This window comes from Dechloromonas denitrificans, from assembly GCF_020510665.1.
Classification (GTDB): domain Bacteria; phylum Pseudomonadota; class Gammaproteobacteria; order Burkholderiales; family Rhodocyclaceae; genus Azonexus; species Azonexus denitrificans_B.
Genome location: NZ_CP075187.1, coordinates 1,454,260 through 1,470,115, shown reverse-complemented (window position 1 = coordinate 1,470,115; position 15,856 = coordinate 1,454,260). Strand labels below are relative to the sequence as shown.

The following is a 15,856-nucleotide window of genomic DNA, read 5'->3' as shown; positions in this document are numbered from 1 at the left end:
CCCTTGTTATTCCTCCGATGCCGGCAAGGGCACCGTGAAAATGAAATTCGCACCGTCTCCGGGTCGGCTTTCAACCCAGAGATTACCACCAAAAAATTCAACGATCTGCCGGCTGATCGGCAGACCCAGCCCGGTCCCCTGCGGCTTGTCGGTCAGTGTATTCCCACCCTGACGGAATTTTTCAAAAATGACATTGCATTCGTCAGCCGTCAAGCCGGGGCCATTGTCTGAAACCTCGACTCGAACCTGCCCAGTATCTGCCGTCACCCTGACACGAACCTGTCCACGTTGACCGGGAACGAATTTCACCGCGTTCGACAACAGGTTGATCATCACCTGTGTAAGGCGATCCCGATCCGCCAGCACCCTGGGAATATCGGGAGCAATCTCGCTGTCGAGGCGAACGCCCTTGTCGCGGAAAAGCTGGCCCAAGGACTCGACGGCTTCACGCACGACTTCACCGACATCGACCTCGCTGCTGGTCCATTCGGCATGCCCCGACTCCATCTTGGCCATGTCCAGAATCTGGTTGATCAGCCGTGTCAGGCGCTCGGCTTCACCAACGATGATGCCGAGAAAGCGTCGCCGCTCCACCAGTTCGAGCTTGGGATCTTCATGCAGCATTTCGGACAAGGCGCGAATCGACGTCAGCGGCGTGCGCAGTTCGTGGGTTACCGTTGAAATGAAATCGTCTTTCATGCGGTCGACCTCGCGCAAACGCTCATTTGCCTCGCGCAACTCCTGAGTCGCCGCTTCCAGCTCCTGCTGCTTGATTTCCAGATCGCGGCTATAAGCCCGCACCTGCGATGCTTCATCGAGAATATCGAGTACTTCGTCCAGGCCGAGATCTTCTTCCTGGGCCACCGAAGCTACCATCACCCGGGCGCTGGCCGAGCCGATCGCCCCGGCCAGCTCGGCCTCGGCAAAGCGGACGAAATCAGCATCGGCTGGCAGTTTGCGCCAGACATGCACGCCGCGCGATGCAGCATAAAGATCCAGTTGTTGATGCGCGCGTTGCGGCCCGAGAAAGCGCTCCAGCAATCCGACCAGCCCTTCAACCGAAACCTGGCCACGCCACAAACGCGCTTCGGCCAGCGGAGATGAATGACGAAAGACATCGACAAAGCGTTCAGCCTGCCGGGCCTCGACGGCGCTCGGACGCGAGCTGAGCGAAACGGCAACATACAGCCCGGCATTGACCAGCAAGCTCCACCACAGGCTGTGCGATATTTCGTCCATGCCGGCCAGTCCGAACAAAGCCTGGGCCTTCAATGCAGATATCCCGAACAAGCCGTGTTGGACAAAATCCGGCGCAATCCAGCCCGATTTGGCAAATGAGGGAAGCAGCAGGGTATAAGCCCAAACCGCAAAGCCGCCGAGCAAACCGGCGATGGCCCCTGAGCGCGTCCCCTGTTTCCAGTACATGCCGCCGAACATGGCTGGCGCAAATTGGGCAACGGCAGCAAATGAAATCAAACCAATGCCGACCAGCGCATAGGCTTCACCGGCAGCCCGAAAATAGATGTAGCCCAGCAACAAGATCAGGGCAATCGCAATTCGCCGAATGGCGATCAGCAAGCCGGACAGGTCCTGGCGTTTTTCCCCTTTCAACAAGGTCGACCGCAGCAACCATGGCATGACCAGATCGTTGCAGATCATGGTCGACAATGCGATGGTTTCAACAATCACCATCCCCGTGGCGGCCGACAAACCACCGACGAAAACCAGCAGGGCCAGCGCTTCGGCGCCATGCACCATGGGCAGCGTCAACACAAAGGTATCGGGATTGACCGTCTGTCCCTGAAAGTGCAGCAAGCCGCCCAGCGCCAGCGGCAGGACAAAAATATTGATCAGCAGCAAATAGAGCGGAAACAGCCAGACGGCCCGTTTGAGATGTGCTTCGTCGACGTTTTCAACCACAATGATCTGGAACTGGCGCGGAAGAAAAATGATCGCCAGCCCGGAAACCAGGATCAGCGCGGTCCACGTGCCCGAACGGGCCGAATCGTGTTGCAGCAAGCGCGCCAACTCAGGAGAAGCCGCCGCCTGGCGGAAAACGTCGGAAAAACCGTCGAACAGGCTGTAGGTAACAAAAACACCAACGGCCATGAAAGCGAGCAATTTAACGACCGATTCGAAAGCAACGGCAGCCACCATGCCCTCATGGCGTTCGGTAGCATCCAGATGTCGTGTCCCGAAAAGAATGGCAAAAAGAGCCAGTACGGCAGCCACCACAAAGGTCGAATCCAGCCACCACGGCAAGAGCCCGGCATCCGAATTCACAAACAGCACAGCAAGACTGGCCGAAACGGCCTTCAACTGGAGGGCGATGTAAGGCACGACCCCGATGACGGCAATCACCGTGACCAGCCCGGCCAGCAACTGGCTCTTGCCGTAGCGTGAAGCAATGAAATCGGCAATCGACGTAATCCGCTGCGTTTTGCTGATGCGGATCATCTTGATGATCACCCCGACACACAGCAACATCAGCGTCGGCCCGATATAGATGGTCAGGAATGAAAGGCCGCCAGTACTGGCCCGGCCAACGCTGCCGTAAAAAGTCCATGAAGTGCAATACACGGCCAGCGACAAGGCGTAGACATTGGCCGAAATAATCGACTTGCCGGCATCCGCCCGGGCATCCCCAAAGCGAGCGACGGCAAACAAAATGGCAACGTACACCGTGGCAACAAGCGCAATGAACCAACCCGAAAGCATCTCAGCTGCCTCGCCTTTCGGCCAGCCAGGCAGCCAACAGAATCAGACCGCCCCATCCCCCGAAAAGGTATAGATAAGAGGCAGGCATACCCAAGCAATCGCCAGATGGAAGACCGACCAGCGGGAAATTGAGCCCGGCGAAGCCCAGCATGCCAAGCGCAGCCAGGCGCTGCCGAACGGGGTTGATGCGTTTCAAGCACTGGCTCCAAAAAAGGAAACGGCTGGCACGCCAAGCGTGCCAGCCGTTAAGGCGTAGCCTGTATCGACTACTTGTGGGGGCTGCCTGATGGCGCCCATTGACTCCTCCTCGCCTTTAATCGGCAGGAGAGCACGGCAAGCCGCACTCTCCACCCCGACCTTTCGCCGATCAGCCCTTGAGCTGTTCGAGAATGGCCGGATTTTCCAGCGTAGACGTGTCTTGCGTCAGTTCCTCGCCCTTGGCCAGACCACGCAGCAGACGACGCATGATCTTGCCCGAACGGGTCTTCGGCAGGTTGTCACCGAAACGGATGTCCTTCGGCTTGGCGATCGGCCCGATTTCCTTGCCCACCCAGTCAGACAGTTCCTTGATGATGCGCTTGGCGTCGTCACCGGTCGGGCGAGCACCCTTCAGAACGACGAAGGCAACAATCGCCTCACCGGTCAGGTCGTCCGGACGGCCGACCACGGCAGCTTCGGCCACCAGCGGATTGGCAACCAGCGCCGACTCGATTTCCATCGTGCCCATGCGGTGACCGGAAACGTTCAGCACGTCGTCGATACGGCCGGTGATGGTGAAGTAGCCAGTGTCCTTGTCGCGGATCGCGCCGTCGCCAGCCAGGTAGTACTTGCCCTGGAAGTCAGCCGGGTAGTAGGACTTGACGAAGCGCTCGTCGTCGTTCCAGATCGTGCGGATCATCGACGGCCACGGCTTCTTGCAAACCAGGATACCGCCCTGGCCCCACGGCAGATCGGCACCGGTCTCATCGACCACGGCGAACTGGATGCCCGGGAACGGCAGGGTGCAGGAACCCGGCACCAGCGGGGTTGCGCCCGGCAGCGGGGTGATCATGTGGCCACCGGTTTCGGTCTGCCAGAAGGTATCGACGATCGGGCAACGGCCGCCGCCAACGTTTTCGTAGTACCACGTCCAGGCCGCCGGGTTGATTGGCTCGCCAACCGAACCGAGGATGCGCAGCGAAGACAGGTCGTAGCTCTTCGGATGGACAGCCGGGTTGGTATCGGAAGACTTGATCAGCGAACGGATGGCGGTCGGTGCAGTGTAGAAAATCGTGGCCTTGTGATCCTGGATCATCTTCCAGAAACGACCGGCATCCGGGTAGGTCGGAACGCCTTCAAAAACGATTTCGGTCGCGCCGCAAGCCAGCGGGCCGTAGGTGATGTAGGTGTGACCGGTGACCCAGCCGATGTCGGCCGTACACCAGAAGACGTCCGACGGCTTGATGTCGAAGGTCCACTTCATGGTCATGATGGCGTGCAGCAGGTAGCCGCCGGTGGAGTGCTGGACACCCTTCGGCTTGCCGGTGGAGCCAGACGTGTAGAGCAGGAACAGCGGGTGTTCGGCTTCGACCCATTCCGGTTCGCAAACGTCGGACTGGTTGGCAACAGCGTCGTGCAACCAGGTATCACGACCGGCAACCATGTTGACTTCGGCGCCGGTGCGCTTGAAGACGATGACGTTCTTGACGGACTCGCAACCACCCATGGCGAAGGCTTCGTCAGCAATCGGCTTGAGCGGGATGGCCTTGCCACCGCGGAACTGGCCGTCGGAGGTAATCAGGGCAACAGCGCCGGCATCGTGGATACGATCGCGCAGGGACTGGGCGGAGAAACCGCCGAAAACGATGGAATGGATGGCGCCGAGGCGGGCACAAGCCTGCATGGCGCAGATGCCTTCGACGGTCATCGGCATGTAGATGACGACGCGATCGCCCTTCTTGACACCCATGCCGCGCAGAGCATTGGCAAACTTGGCAACCTTGGAGAGCAGCTCCTTGTACGTAACCTTGGTCACTTCGCCGTTGTCGGCTTCGAAAATCAGGGCGACCTTGTCACCCAGACCGGCTTCGACGTTACGGTCGAGACAGTTGTAGGAAACATTCAGCTTGCCGTCGGCAAACCATTTGAAAAACGGGGCATTGGATTCATCAAGCGACTGGGTAAAAGGCTGCTTCCAGGTGATGAATTCGCGGGCGCGCTTGGCCCAGAATTCCGGGTAGTCGGCATCCGCTTCCGCGCACAGTGCGCGGTAGGCATCCATCCCTGAAACTGCCGCATTCTTGACCATTTCTTCTGATGGATAAATAAGCTGCACGGACTCATTCGACATATTCTTCTCCTCTGCGGTACTTCGCAATTTATGTTGAAACAACCGATCATATTCAGCAGCAAATGCTGAATGGTTAAAGCCGCGCAAGCTGGAGAACAAACCCACTCCCCTCGCCAGCGTTGAGGCGGCATTAGACGTCGATAATCTTACAAAGCGCTTACGAAAGCACGCTGCGCCGCAGCAATTTGGCATATCCCGGCATTCTGCCGGCTGCGTGCTAAACTTTCGCCCCCAATTCCAAAAGCTTTCCGTGATGCGTTCACCGATCAAATTCCTCGAGTCATTCATTTTTGCCAGCCGCTGGATACAGGCCCCTCTTTACATTGGCCTGATCGTCGCCCAGATCGTTTATTGCTGGCTGTTCATGGTTGAGTTGAGCCACCTGGTACACAACGCATTCGATACCGCCCACTTCAGCGAAACCGAAGTCATGCTGGTCGTACTCGGTCTGATCGATGTCGTGATGATCGCCAACCTGCTGGTCATGGTCATCGTCGGTGGCTACGAAACCTTCGTTTCACGCCTCGATCTCGAAGACCACCCGGATCAGCCGGAATGGCTGTCGCACGTCAACGCCGGCGTCCTGAAAATCAAGCTGTCGACCGCGATCATCGGCATTTCCTCGATCCACCTGCTGAAAAGCTTCATCAATGCCGCCAACCTGAGCGAGCACACCCTGATGTGGCAGGTGATCATCCACGTCGTATTCCTTTTCTCCGCCCTGGCCATGGCGCTTGTCGACAAGACCATGACCCAGACCCTCGCCCTTCAACACCAAAAACACCACTGACCCGGAGTTGCGCATGACCGCTATCAAACAGGAAGACCTGATCCAGTCCGTCGCCGATGCTTTTCAGTACATCAGCTACTACCACCCGCTGGATTACATCAAGGCACTCGGTGAGGCCTACGACCGCGAAGAATCCCCGGCTGCGAAGGATGCGATTGCCCAGATCCTGACCAATTCGCGCATGTCCGCCGAAGGCCACCGCCCGATCTGCCAGGACACCGGCATCGGCATGGTCTTCATCAAGGTCGGCATGCAGGTCACCTGGCCGGATGCCACGATGAGCATCCAGGAAATGATCAATGAAGGCGTGCGTCGTGCCTACGGCAACCCGGACAATCCGCTGCGCGCCTCGGTACTGGCCGACCCGGCCGGTGCCCGCAAGAACACCAAGGACAACACCCCGGCCGTCGTGCATTTCGAGATCGTCGAAGGTCACCACGTTGAAGTGATCTGTGCGGCCAAGGGCGGCGGCTCGGAAGCCAAGTCCAAGTTCGCCATGCTCAACCCGTCCGACGACCTGGTCGACTGGATTCTGAAAAAGATCCCGGAAATGGGCGCCGGCTGGTGTCCGCCCGGCATCATCGGCATCGGCATCGGCGGCACGCCGGAAAAGGCCATGCTGCTGGCCAAGGAATCGATCATGGCCCCGGTCGATATCCATGAACTGAAAGCCAAGGCTGCTACCGGCGCTCAACTGACCCGTCCGGAACAACTGCGCCTCGAACTGATGGAAAAGATCAACGCCCTCGGCGTTGGCGCCCAGGGTCTCGGCGGCCTGACCACCGTGCTCGACGTCAAGGTACTGGATTACCCCTGTCACGCGGCCAACCTGCCGGTCGCACTGGTCCCGAACTGCGCCGCAACCCGTCACTGCCACTTCCATCTCGATGGCTCCGGCCCGGCCAAGCTCGACCCGCCGAAGCTGGAAGACTGGCCGGCCGTCACCTGGACGCCCGACCTCAAGGCGGCCACTGCTGTTGACCTGAACACCCTGACCAAGGAACAGGTTGCGGCCTGGAAGCCGGGCCAGAAACTGCTTCTCAACGGCAAGATGCTGACCGGCCGCGACGCCGCCCACAAGCGCATCGCCGACATGCTGGCCAAGGGTGAAAAACTGCCGGTCGACTTCACTAACCGCGTCATTTACTACGTCGGCCCGGTTGACCCGGTACGTGACGAAGTTGTCGGACCGGCCGGACCGACCACCGGCACCCGGATGGACAAATTCACCCGCATGATGCTGGAACAGACCGGCCTGATCTCGATGATCGGCAAGTCCGAGCGCGGTCCGGTTGCCATCGAGGCGATCAAGGACAACAAGTCGGCCTACCTGATGGCGGTCGGCGGCGCGGCCTATCTGGTGGCAAAGGCCATCAAGTCGGCCAAGGTTGTCGGCTTTGCCGATCTGGGCATGGAAGCGATCTATGAGTTCGATGTCCAGAACATGCCGGTGACTGTTGCGGTCGACTCCTCCGGAACCTCGGTTCACACCACTGGCCCTCAGGAATGGCAAATCAAGATCGCCAAGAAACAGGCTTCTGCCTGAACCTCGGCAACATCAAATCAAGCCCGGCACAAGCCGGGCTTCAGACTGCTGACAAAGCCTCCAAGCGATTGGGGGCTTTATTTTTTATAATGCAGGTATGCTCAAGCCTGTCTACCCTGCCCAAACGGAACTGGAGATGGTGACGTTGGAGCAATTGGTCCCGAAAGACCACTTGCTCCGGCTGCTCGACCAGCACATCCGGTTTGATTTCATTCGTGAAGCGACCCAGCACCTGTATTGCGAGAACAATGGCCGACCCGCGATTGATCCGGTGGTGTTGTTCAAGATGTTGTTCATTGGCTACCTGTTCGGGATTCGCTCCGAGCGACGGCTGGTGAAGGAAATCGAGGTCAATGTGGCTTACCGCTGGTTTCTCGGCTTTCGACTGACGGACAAAGTGCCGGATGCCTCGACGCTGTCGCAGAATCGGCGTCGCCGCTTTGTCGGGACGGACATTGAGCAACGCATCTTCGACGGGATTGTCGAGCAAGCCATTGAGCATAAGCTGATTGGCGGGCGGGTGCTTTACACGGACAGCACGCATCTGAAGGCGAATGCCAACAAACGGCATTTTGAGGTGCATCAGGTCGAGCAAACCCCTGCGGCCTACCTGGCCGAACTGGATGCAGCCATCGAAACGGACCGAGCCGCCGCGTGCAAGAAGCCGCTCAAGCGTGATGACGATGATTCGACACCGCCGATGAAGGAGGTCAAGGTCAGCACGGTCGATCCCGACGCAGGTTTCATGGCCCGCGACAACAAGCCGACCGGCTTCTTCTATCTGGATCACCGGACTGTCGATGGCGTGCATGCTTTGATCGTCGATACCCATGTCACGCCGGGCAATGTCCATGACAGCCAGCCCTACCTTGCCCGCCTGGATCGGGTCATGGAGCGCTTTGATCTGGCCGTGGGCGCCGTCGGGCTGGATGCCGGGTATTTCACCCCGCAAGTCTGCAAGGGCATTCTCGAGCGGGCACTGTTCGGGGTGATGGGCTACAAGCGACCCACACACCGCGATGGCTATTTCTACAAACGGGACTATCTCTACGATGCGGTCCAGGACTGCTACCGCTGCCCGGCCGGGGAGGTTCTACCGTACCGGACGACCAACCGGCTGGGTTATCGCGAATACGCCTCGAACCCGGCGCGGTGTGCCGATTGCGGCGTGCGCGGGCAATGCACGCAGAGCCGGAACCATCAGAAGCTCGTGACCCGGCATCTCTGGGAAGGTTTCAAGGAAGCGATCAACGCCAATCGCCTGAGCGACCTGGGCAAACGGCTGTACGCCCGGCGCAAGGAAACGGTGGAGCGCAGTTTTGCCGATGCCAAGGAGTTGCACGGCCACCGTTACGCCCGTTTCCGTGGCTTGGCCAAGGTGCAAGCGCAGTGCCTGCTCTCGGCGGCCTGTCAGAACATGAAGAAGATGGCCCTGTTGCTGGCCCGCAAGGCGGCAGCCTTATTGGCCAAAATCCTCGCACGAACCCGTTTTGCCGCCCCATTCGCCCGCCATCTTTGGCAGATCGGGGTTCCTAACCTGAATTTCAGAATCCGCCTCGCTTCGGCTTGAAGCCAGGAGTCTCCCTGATTTCCAACCAGAAAAACAAAACCCCCGAAAAATCGGGGGTTCGTCAGCAGTCTGAGCCCGGCACAAGCCGGGCTTTTTTATTGGCCAAACATGATCCAGATCACGAACCTGGCTTGACGAAAAGACAGTGGAAGGCGCTGAATAGAGTTAAACAAGAAATAGCCGAAACATCGTTCCAGACTGCAAAAAGCACCTCAGGCCATGAAACTCAACCTGCCCGGAAACAGCATCCACAACCGGATCTGGATCATCGTCGTGCTCTTCCTGATCAGTACGGTTGCCGCCTACCTTGCCGACACTTCGATGTTGCGGACATCGTTGCTGCGCGAGAAAACCATTCAAACCCGGCAGGTCGTCGAAACAGCGCACGCCGTGCTGGCCCACTACAGCAACCAGGAACAATCCGGCAAGCTGAGCAAAGCCGAAGCACAGCACAATGCCAGCGAAGCCATTCGCGCCATGCGTTATGGCGACAACAACTATTTCTGGATCAATGATCTTGGCGCGCCCTTCCCCCAGATGATCATGCACCCGGTCCAGCCGGAACTGGAGGGCTTGTTGCTGGATGGTGCAACGTTTAATTCGGCACTCCAGATCAGTTATGGCGACAGCAATGAATTCATTGACGTCACCGGCTCGAGAAACATTTTCCATGCCTTCCAGGAGGTCGCCAATCATTCCGACCAGGGGCTGGTTCGCTACCTGTGGCACAAGCAATTGCCCGACGGAAAAATATCGGCCGAAAAATCCCCGAAGCTTTCATTCGTCAAAAAATTCGCTGCATGGGGCTGGGTCATCGGCTCGGGAATATACATTGACGATATCGATCGAATCATTGCCGAACAAACCCGGCAGGTACTCATGCGTGCAACATTTGCCAGCCTGTTGCTGCTGATGGTTGCCAGCGCGATTGCCTACGGTATCCGCCAGATCGAGTTCGAGCTCAAAAACGCCAAAATCAGGATGCAGACGCTGATCGATGCAACCTCCGAATCGGTTCTTCTGCTCGGCAAAAGCGGTGAAATCCAGGCAATCAACTTCTTTGGCGCCCAGCGTTTCAACAAAACCCCGGAAGAACTGCTCGGCATCGATTTTTTTGCCAATCTCCCGCCATTGCTGGCTCAATCTCGCCGCGAAGCCTCCGAACAGGTTCTCGCTACCGGTGAACCGCTGGTGCTTCGCGACGACCGCAACGGCACACATTTTGAAAACACGATTTATCCGGTTTTCAACCAGAAAGGCGAAACAACCAGCGTCGCCGTTTATGCCAAGGATGTCACCGAGGCACACCAGACCAAGGCCATTGATGAGATTTTTCGCCATCTGGATAGCGTGCTGCTCAAATGGCAGATGGACTCCACCATTGTTGCCCAGATTTTTTGCGACAATATCCTGCCGGTGTTCAACCTGGCCGGTGCCTGGATAGGCAAGGCAGAGTGCGACGGCAGAATCACCGTCGTTGCCAAGGCAGAAATGCCCGCCCAGCACTTCCTGGAAACAGCTGATCTGCCGCAACACTGGCACAACCATGAATCAAGCTGGCCCCCCGTCTCGGCCGTCATGCGCAGCGGCTACCGGCAGATCAGCAACATTGATCCAGGTATTGCCGTGCAGCACGCCCAGGCTGCACTGGCGGCCGGCGTCCAGTCAGCCATTACGCTTCCTTTGCTGCTTGAGAAAAAAACCTGGGGAACGCTGACGCTCTACAGCAAGAATGCCCCCTTGCTGGCCAATAGCCAGCAGCGTCTGGCCGGCATTGCCAGCCGCCTCTCCGTTTCGCTGGAATCAGCTTTGCAGCAGGAATGGCTTTCACTGTTCAACACTGCGCTGACCGGCATCGAACAAGCCGTTTTCATCAGCGATGCCGAGCACCGCATTATCTGGACCAATCCGGCGTTCACCCGGATTTGTGGCTACAGCCAGCAGGATGTCCTGGAGCAGACGCCTGCCCTTTTCCAGGGCGACATGAAAAATGCGGCACAGCTTTCTGAAATCAAGGAAATGACCGCAGGGGGAAATGCATTTGATGGAGAACTGATGTTCCTGCATCAGGACGGCCACGTCTTCCCGGTACACGCCATCGTCACGCCGCTGGTCGACAACGACAACAAGATCAGTCACTACATCAGCATTGTTGAAGACATTTCCAGACGCCGCACCATGGAAATGCAAGTACGCCACATGGCCCATTACGATGTGCTGACCGACTTGCCGAACCGTGCGCTCTTTCATGACCGACTCCAACAGGCGATCATCTCTGCACGACGCAATGAAACGTTTGGTGCCCTGCTCTTTATCGACCTTGATCGCTTCAAGGCGATCAACGACCAATACGGGCACGCGATGGGGGATATTGTCTTGATCGAAGTCAGCCATCGGCTGCGAGGGCTGGTCCGTGAAAGCGATACCGTTGCCCGGCTGGGTGGAGATGAATTCACGGTCATCCTGCAAAACCTGAACAGCAAGAAAGATGCGCTGCACATAGCCGAAAAGATGAACGCCGCACTGGCGGCACCGATCGAACTGGCCACGACGACCGCCACCATAGGCAGCAGCATCGGGATCGCCTTCTTTCCGGAAAACAACAGCGACCCCGAAGCCCTGCTCAGTGCGGCAGACAATGCTATGTATCAGGCCAAACAGGCCGGACGCAACGCCATTCGCTGCGTGAACGAGCCTCTTGCTACGGTCGACGGATCAAACACCTGAGTTTGACTCCCAGGACATTGCACTCGGCAAAGAGCTTGATTTTCTCTCCAGCCTCGGCGATAGTCTGGCCTCGCTTTTATTTTCATACCTGAGATCCCATGCCAACTTCCCGTACCCTCCGTTCAGCTGCTGCGCACGCAGTCGCACCGGTCGTCGTACGTGTAGTCGTCAGCGTCGTCATTGCGCACGCGCCGTCGCGGGTCGGGTAAGAGAAAGAGCACAGAATCCCCAACCCCCGCCGGCGCAAACCGGCGGGGGTTTTGTTTTGGAGCCCGCCGGTTGAGCCAACAACCCAAAGGAAATCTCCATGACAGAAACTCTCAGCGGCGCCCAGATCACCATACGCCTGCTCGAACGCCAGGGCATCCGCATCGTCACCGGCTACCCGGGCGGTGCAATCCTGCCGATATACGATGCGCTCAGCCAGTCGACCGCAATCCGCCATGTACTCGCCCGCCATGAGCAGGGTGCTGGCTTCATCGCTCAAGGCATGGCCCGTGCCACCGGCGAAGTCGCCGTCTGCATGGCCTCCTCCGGGCCGGGCGCGACCAATCTGCTGACGGCCATCGCCGATGCCAAGCTCGACTCCATTCCACTGGTTGCGATCACCGGTCAGGTACCGCGCGCAATGATCGGCACCGATGCCTTTCAGGAAGTCGATACCTACGGCCTGAGCCTGCCGATCACCAAACACAACTTCCTTGTTTCCTCGGTCGAGGAGCTGCTCGACGTCGTGCCGCGCGCCTTCGAACTGGCTGCCTCCGGCCGCCCCGGCCCGGTGCTGATCGACATTCCCAAGGATGTCCAGACCCAGGCGATCGAGATTGGCCAATGGCCGGCACCAGGTCGTGCCGAGCCCTGCGCCCCGGCCGATGCCGAAGCCATCGCCACGGCCGCCGCGATGATCAACGCGGCCGAACGGCCCATCCTTTACCTCGGTGGCGGCGTGGTTCACTCGGGTGCGGCGGCTGTCGCGGTCGACCTGGCTGAAAAGGCCAATTTACCCACCGTGATGACGTTGATGGCGCTCGGCACCATGCCGGTCGATCACCCGCTCTCGCTCAGCATGCTCGGCATGCACGCCGCCCGCTACACCAATCTGGCACTCGACGAATGCGATCTGCTGATCGCCGTCGGCGCCCGCTTCGACGACCGCGCCACCGGCAAAGTCGCCGCCTTCTGCCGCAACGCAAAAATCATCCACATCGATATCGATCCGGCCGAACTCGACAAGATCAAGACAGCGCATATCGGGATCACCGCCGATGTCGGTGAAGCACTCAACCGCCTGCTGCCGGCCGTCAATCAAAATGAACGTAAAACCTGGGTCGACCGCATCAACACGCTGAAAGCCGATTTTCCGCTGAACATGCCGGAAGCCGACAATCCACGCTCGCATTTCGGCCTGATCAAGGCTGTTGCCGCCTGCCTCGACGACCAGGCCACCGTCGCCACCGATGTCGGTCAACACCAGATGTGGGTTGCCCAAGGCTATCCGCTGCGCCGTCCGCGCCAATGGCTGACGTCCGGCGGCCTCGGCACGATGGGCTTCGGGGTGCCGGCCGCGATTGGTGCGGCCCTGGCCGAACCGCAGCGCACCGTGGTCTGCTTTACCGGCGATGGTTCGATCTTGATGAATATCCAGGAACTGGTCACGGCGGCAGAAGAAAACGTCAATCTGAAAATTGTCGTGATGAACAACGCCGTTCTCGGCTTGGTGCACCAGCAGCAGACTTTGTTCTACGGCGAACGCCTGTTTGCGTCGAAATTCAAGGGCATGCCGGACTTCATCAAGGTAGCCGAAGGGTTCGGCATGGCTGCGGTCGACCTCGATCTGGCCAGCAATCCGGCGGCTGCGCTGAAAGACGCGATATCCCGCCCCGGTCCCTGCCTGATCCACGCCAGCATCGACGCCGAACAGAAGGTCTACCCGATGGTCCCGCCGGGTGCCGCCAACCACGACATGATTGGAAACTGAGATGAACGCCATCAACCGCAACGAACAACAAGCCATTGCCCGCGCCGTGCTGGAAATCGACGTCAATAATCATTCCGGCGTGATGTCCCACGTCGTCGGCCTGTTTTCGCGCCGCGCCTACAACGTCGAAGGCATTCTCTGCATGCCGGTCGGCAACGGCGAACGCAGCCGCATCTGGCTGCTGGTCAACGAAGATTCCCGGCTGCCGCAAATGATCAAGCAAGCCGAGAAACTGGTCGATGTCATCGCGGTCCATCGTCATGCCGGCGAACACCCGGTCTTTGCTCAACTGGAGCCGTTCTTCCAGGCTTGAGACTGCTCAGTATCAAAGCCCGTGGACTGGCGGCGAGGCTATACTTGCCGCTTGTCCCATCCCTTTCGACAAACCATGCCGAACCGCACTCCCGACTGGCAAAGCGCCCAGACTTATTCCGACATCCTCTACGACACTGCCGAAGGTATCGCCCGGATCACGATCAATCGCCCGGAGAAACGTAATGCCTTCCGTCCCGAAACGGTCAGCCAGCTGATCGATGCCTTTCACCGGGCCCATCACGACAACAGCATCGGTGCCATCATCCTGACCGGCGCTGGCGGCGAAGCCTTCTGTTCGGGCGGCGACCAGAAGGTACGCGGCGATGAAGGCTATATCGACGAAGGCGGTACGCCGCACCTCAACGTGCTCGACCTGCAGATGCAAATTCGCCGCTGCCCGAAACCGGTGGTTGCGATGGTTGCCGGCTTCGCCATTGGCGGCGGCCATGTCCTGCACCTCGTCTGCGACCTGTCGATTGCCGCCGAGAACGCCCGTTTCGGACAGACCGGCCCGCGCGTCGGCAGTTTCGACGCCGGCCTCGGCGCCGGGCTGATGGCGCGGACCATCGGCTTGAAACGCGCCAAGGAAATCTGGCTGCTCTGCCGTCAATACGATGCCGCCACGGCACTCGACTGGGGGCTGGTCAACGCCGTCGTACCGCTCGACCGGCTCGAAGCCGAAACGGTGGACTGGTGCCGCCAGATGCTGCAACTTTCACCAATGGCGCTGCGCATGATCAAGGCCGGCTTCAACGCCGACACCGACGGTCTGGCCGGCATCCAGGAATTGGCCGGCAATGCCACCGGATTGTTCTACATGAGCGAGGAAGGCCAGGAAGGCCGCAATGCCTGGCTTGAGCGTCGCCCGCCCGATTTCGGCAAATTCCGCAAACGCCCGTGAGACCGCCTGCGGCCGACTGGCTGCCGTACAGCCTGCCGCTCAAGCAGCCCTGGCACACCAGCCGGGGCGTTTTCCAGCACCGCGACGGACGCCTGTTGCGTATAAAGACGGCAGATGGCCGAACCGGCTGGGGCGATTGTGCACCGTGGCCTGAGTTCGGCATTACAGCGCAAGCCGCCAGCGACTTTGCCGAAGAATGCGCCCAGCTCGATATCGCCGCCCAGCGTGCCGGCCTGGCGCTGAACGCCTGGTTGAGTGGCCGGCCGGCTATCCGGCAAGTTGCGGTCAACGCGGTACTTGGCGCAACTTTGAATATCCCGCCAGCCGCGCTGAAGGATGCCGCCGATGCCGGCTTCCGGGTCATCAAGATCAAAGTCGGCAACGCGCCTCTCGCTGACGAGATCGCGGCCCTGCAACAATGCTGCAAAGAGTTGCCGGATGGCCTGAAGTTGCGCCTGGATGCCAACGGCGCCTGGTCGATGGCCGAGGCGCGGCACTTCATGACCGTCTGCGCCGAATTGCCGATCGAAGGTCTGGAAGAACCCCTGCACACGCCGACACTGGCGATGCTGGGCGAACTTCAGGCGACCAGTCGTTTCCCGATCGCCATCGACGAATCCTTCCATCTGATTGACCGGCAGTTCATGGCCGCCCCCGCCGTACAGCGCCTGATCATCAAGCCTCCCCGCCACGGCGGCCTGCTGGCCTGTATCGAAACGGTACTGCAGGCTCGCGCTGCGGGGGTCGAATGTATTTTCACAAGCAGCCTGGAAAGTGCCTGCGGCTTGCTGGCGGTGGCCCATCTGGCAGCGGCACTGGCACCGGATTCGATCCATGGCCTGGCCACCGCCGACTGGTTTGCTTGCAACACCGGCGTCGGTCCGGCAATTCATCGCGGCAAGCTCGACTTACCGACAGTCGATGGTCTGGGATTCCAGCCCGCACCAAGCTGGCCGGGACGCTAGATTTTGCGGTATTGCCG

Annotated in this window: 11 protein-coding genes; 8 read left to right on the top strand and 3 right to left on the bottom strand. The window is 59.3% G+C overall.

All coding sequences use genetic code 11. The features are described from left to right. Window positions 1-6: 6 nt before the first annotated feature. The 3 genes from KI614_RS06775 to acs all read right to left on the bottom strand — a co-directional run bounded on the left by KI614_RS06775 (window position 7) and on the right by acs (window position 5,047). Complete coding sequence (locus KI614_RS06775) at window positions 7-2,718, bottom strand: sensor histidine kinase (RefSeq protein ID WP_226408769.1); 2,712 nt, start codon at window positions 2,716-2,718, stop codon at window positions 7-9. Between the two features lies 1 nt (window position 2,719). Continuing rightward, window positions 2,720-2,914 carry a hypothetical protein gene (locus KI614_RS06770; protein ID WP_226408767.1) on the bottom strand — a complete coding sequence of 65 codons (195 nt, stop codon included), beginning with the start codon at window positions 2,912-2,914 and terminating at the stop codon, window positions 2,720-2,722. 171 nt (window positions 2,915-3,085) lie between these two features. After that, on the bottom strand, window positions 3,086-5,047 hold the full coding sequence (acs, locus tag KI614_RS06765) for an acetate--CoA ligase (RefSeq protein WP_226408765.1): 1,962 nt from the start codon (window positions 5,045-5,047) through the stop codon (window positions 3,086-3,088). Window positions 5,048-5,300: 253 nt separating this feature from the next. Here acs and KI614_RS06760 point away from each other — a divergent pair, with 253 nt between their 5' ends. The 8 genes from KI614_RS06760 to menC all read left to right on the top strand — a co-directional run bounded on the left by KI614_RS06760 (window position 5,301) and on the right by menC (window position 15,839). Further along, window positions 5,301-5,837, top strand: coding sequence for a TIGR00645 family protein (locus KI614_RS06760; protein ID WP_226408763.1), 537 nt, complete (start codon window positions 5,301-5,303; stop codon window positions 5,835-5,837). Window positions 5,838-5,850: 13 nt separating this feature from the next. Then, a complete protein-coding gene (locus KI614_RS06755; RefSeq protein ID WP_226408760.1) occupies window positions 5,851-7,383 on the top strand; it encodes a fumarate hydratase in 1,533 nt (510 codons plus the stop codon). Window positions 7,384-7,480: 97 nt separating this feature from the next. Next, window positions 7,481-8,953 carry an IS1182 family transposase gene (locus KI614_RS06750; RefSeq protein ID WP_226408758.1) on the top strand — a complete coding sequence of 491 codons (1,473 nt, stop codon included), beginning with the start codon at window positions 7,481-7,483 and terminating at the stop codon, window positions 8,951-8,953. A 219-nt stretch (window positions 8,954-9,172) separates the two neighbouring features. Further along, a complete protein-coding gene (locus KI614_RS06745; RefSeq protein ID WP_226408756.1) occupies window positions 9,173-11,680 on the top strand; it encodes a diguanylate cyclase domain-containing protein in 2,508 nt (835 codons plus the stop codon). 307 nt (window positions 11,681-11,987) lie between these two features. Further along, window positions 11,988-13,658 (top strand): acetolactate synthase large subunit, encoded by a 1,671-nt coding sequence (gene ilvB / locus KI614_RS06740; RefSeq protein ID WP_226408753.1) that lies wholly within the window; start codon window positions 11,988-11,990, stop codon window positions 13,656-13,658. 1 nt (window position 13,659) lies between these two features. Then, on the top strand, window positions 13,660-13,971 hold the full coding sequence (gene ilvN, locus KI614_RS06735) for an acetolactate synthase small subunit (RefSeq protein ID WP_226408751.1): 312 nt from the start codon (window positions 13,660-13,662) through the stop codon (window positions 13,969-13,971). Window positions 13,972-14,046: 75 nt separating this feature from the next. After that, window positions 14,047-14,874 (top strand): 1,4-dihydroxy-2-naphthoyl-CoA synthase, encoded by an 828-nt coding sequence (gene menB, locus KI614_RS06730; RefSeq protein WP_226408749.1) that lies wholly within the window; start codon window positions 14,047-14,049, stop codon window positions 14,872-14,874. Then, the gene (gene menC, locus KI614_RS06725; RefSeq protein WP_226408746.1) at window positions 14,871-15,839 is read left to right on the top strand and encodes an o-succinylbenzoate synthase; all 969 of its coding nucleotides are present in this window, start codon (window positions 14,871-14,873) and stop codon (window positions 15,837-15,839) included. The genes menB and menC overlap by 4 nt, the downstream gene beginning before the upstream one ends. The last annotated feature ends 17 nt before the right edge of the window (window positions 15,840-15,856 follow it).

What these genes read in the sequence shown, in the direction of transcription:
- KI614_RS06750 (WP_226408758.1), top strand. Translation starts at nt 7,481, where the DNA reads ATGCTCAAGCCTGTCTACCCTGCCCAAACGGAACTGGAGATGGTGACG.
- KI614_RS06745 (WP_226408756.1), top strand. Translation starts at nt 9,173, where the DNA reads ATGAAACTCAACCTGCCCGGAAACAGCATCCACAACCGGATCTGGATC.
- menB (WP_226408749.1), top strand. Translation starts at nt 14,047, where the DNA reads ATGCCGAACCGCACTCCCGACTGGCAAAGCGCCCAGACTTATTCCGAC.
- ilvN (WP_226408751.1), top strand. Translation starts at nt 13,660, where the DNA reads ATGAACGCCATCAACCGCAACGAACAACAAGCCATTGCCCGCGCCGTG.
- ilvB (WP_226408753.1), top strand. Translation starts at nt 11,988, where the DNA reads ATGACAGAAACTCTCAGCGGCGCCCAGATCACCATACGCCTGCTCGAA.
- KI614_RS06755 (WP_226408760.1), top strand. Translation starts at nt 5,851, where the DNA reads ATGACCGCTATCAAACAGGAAGACCTGATCCAGTCCGTCGCCGATGCT.
- KI614_RS06775 (WP_226408769.1), bottom strand. Translation starts at nt 2,718, where the DNA reads ATGCTTTCGGGTTGGTTCATTGCGCTTGTTGCCACGGTGTACGTTGCC.
- acs (WP_226408765.1), bottom strand. Translation starts at nt 5,047, where the DNA reads ATGTCGAATGAGTCCGTGCAGCTTATTTATCCATCAGAAGAAATGGTC.
- KI614_RS06760 (WP_226408763.1), top strand. Translation starts at nt 5,301, where the DNA reads ATGCGTTCACCGATCAAATTCCTCGAGTCATTCATTTTTGCCAGCCGC.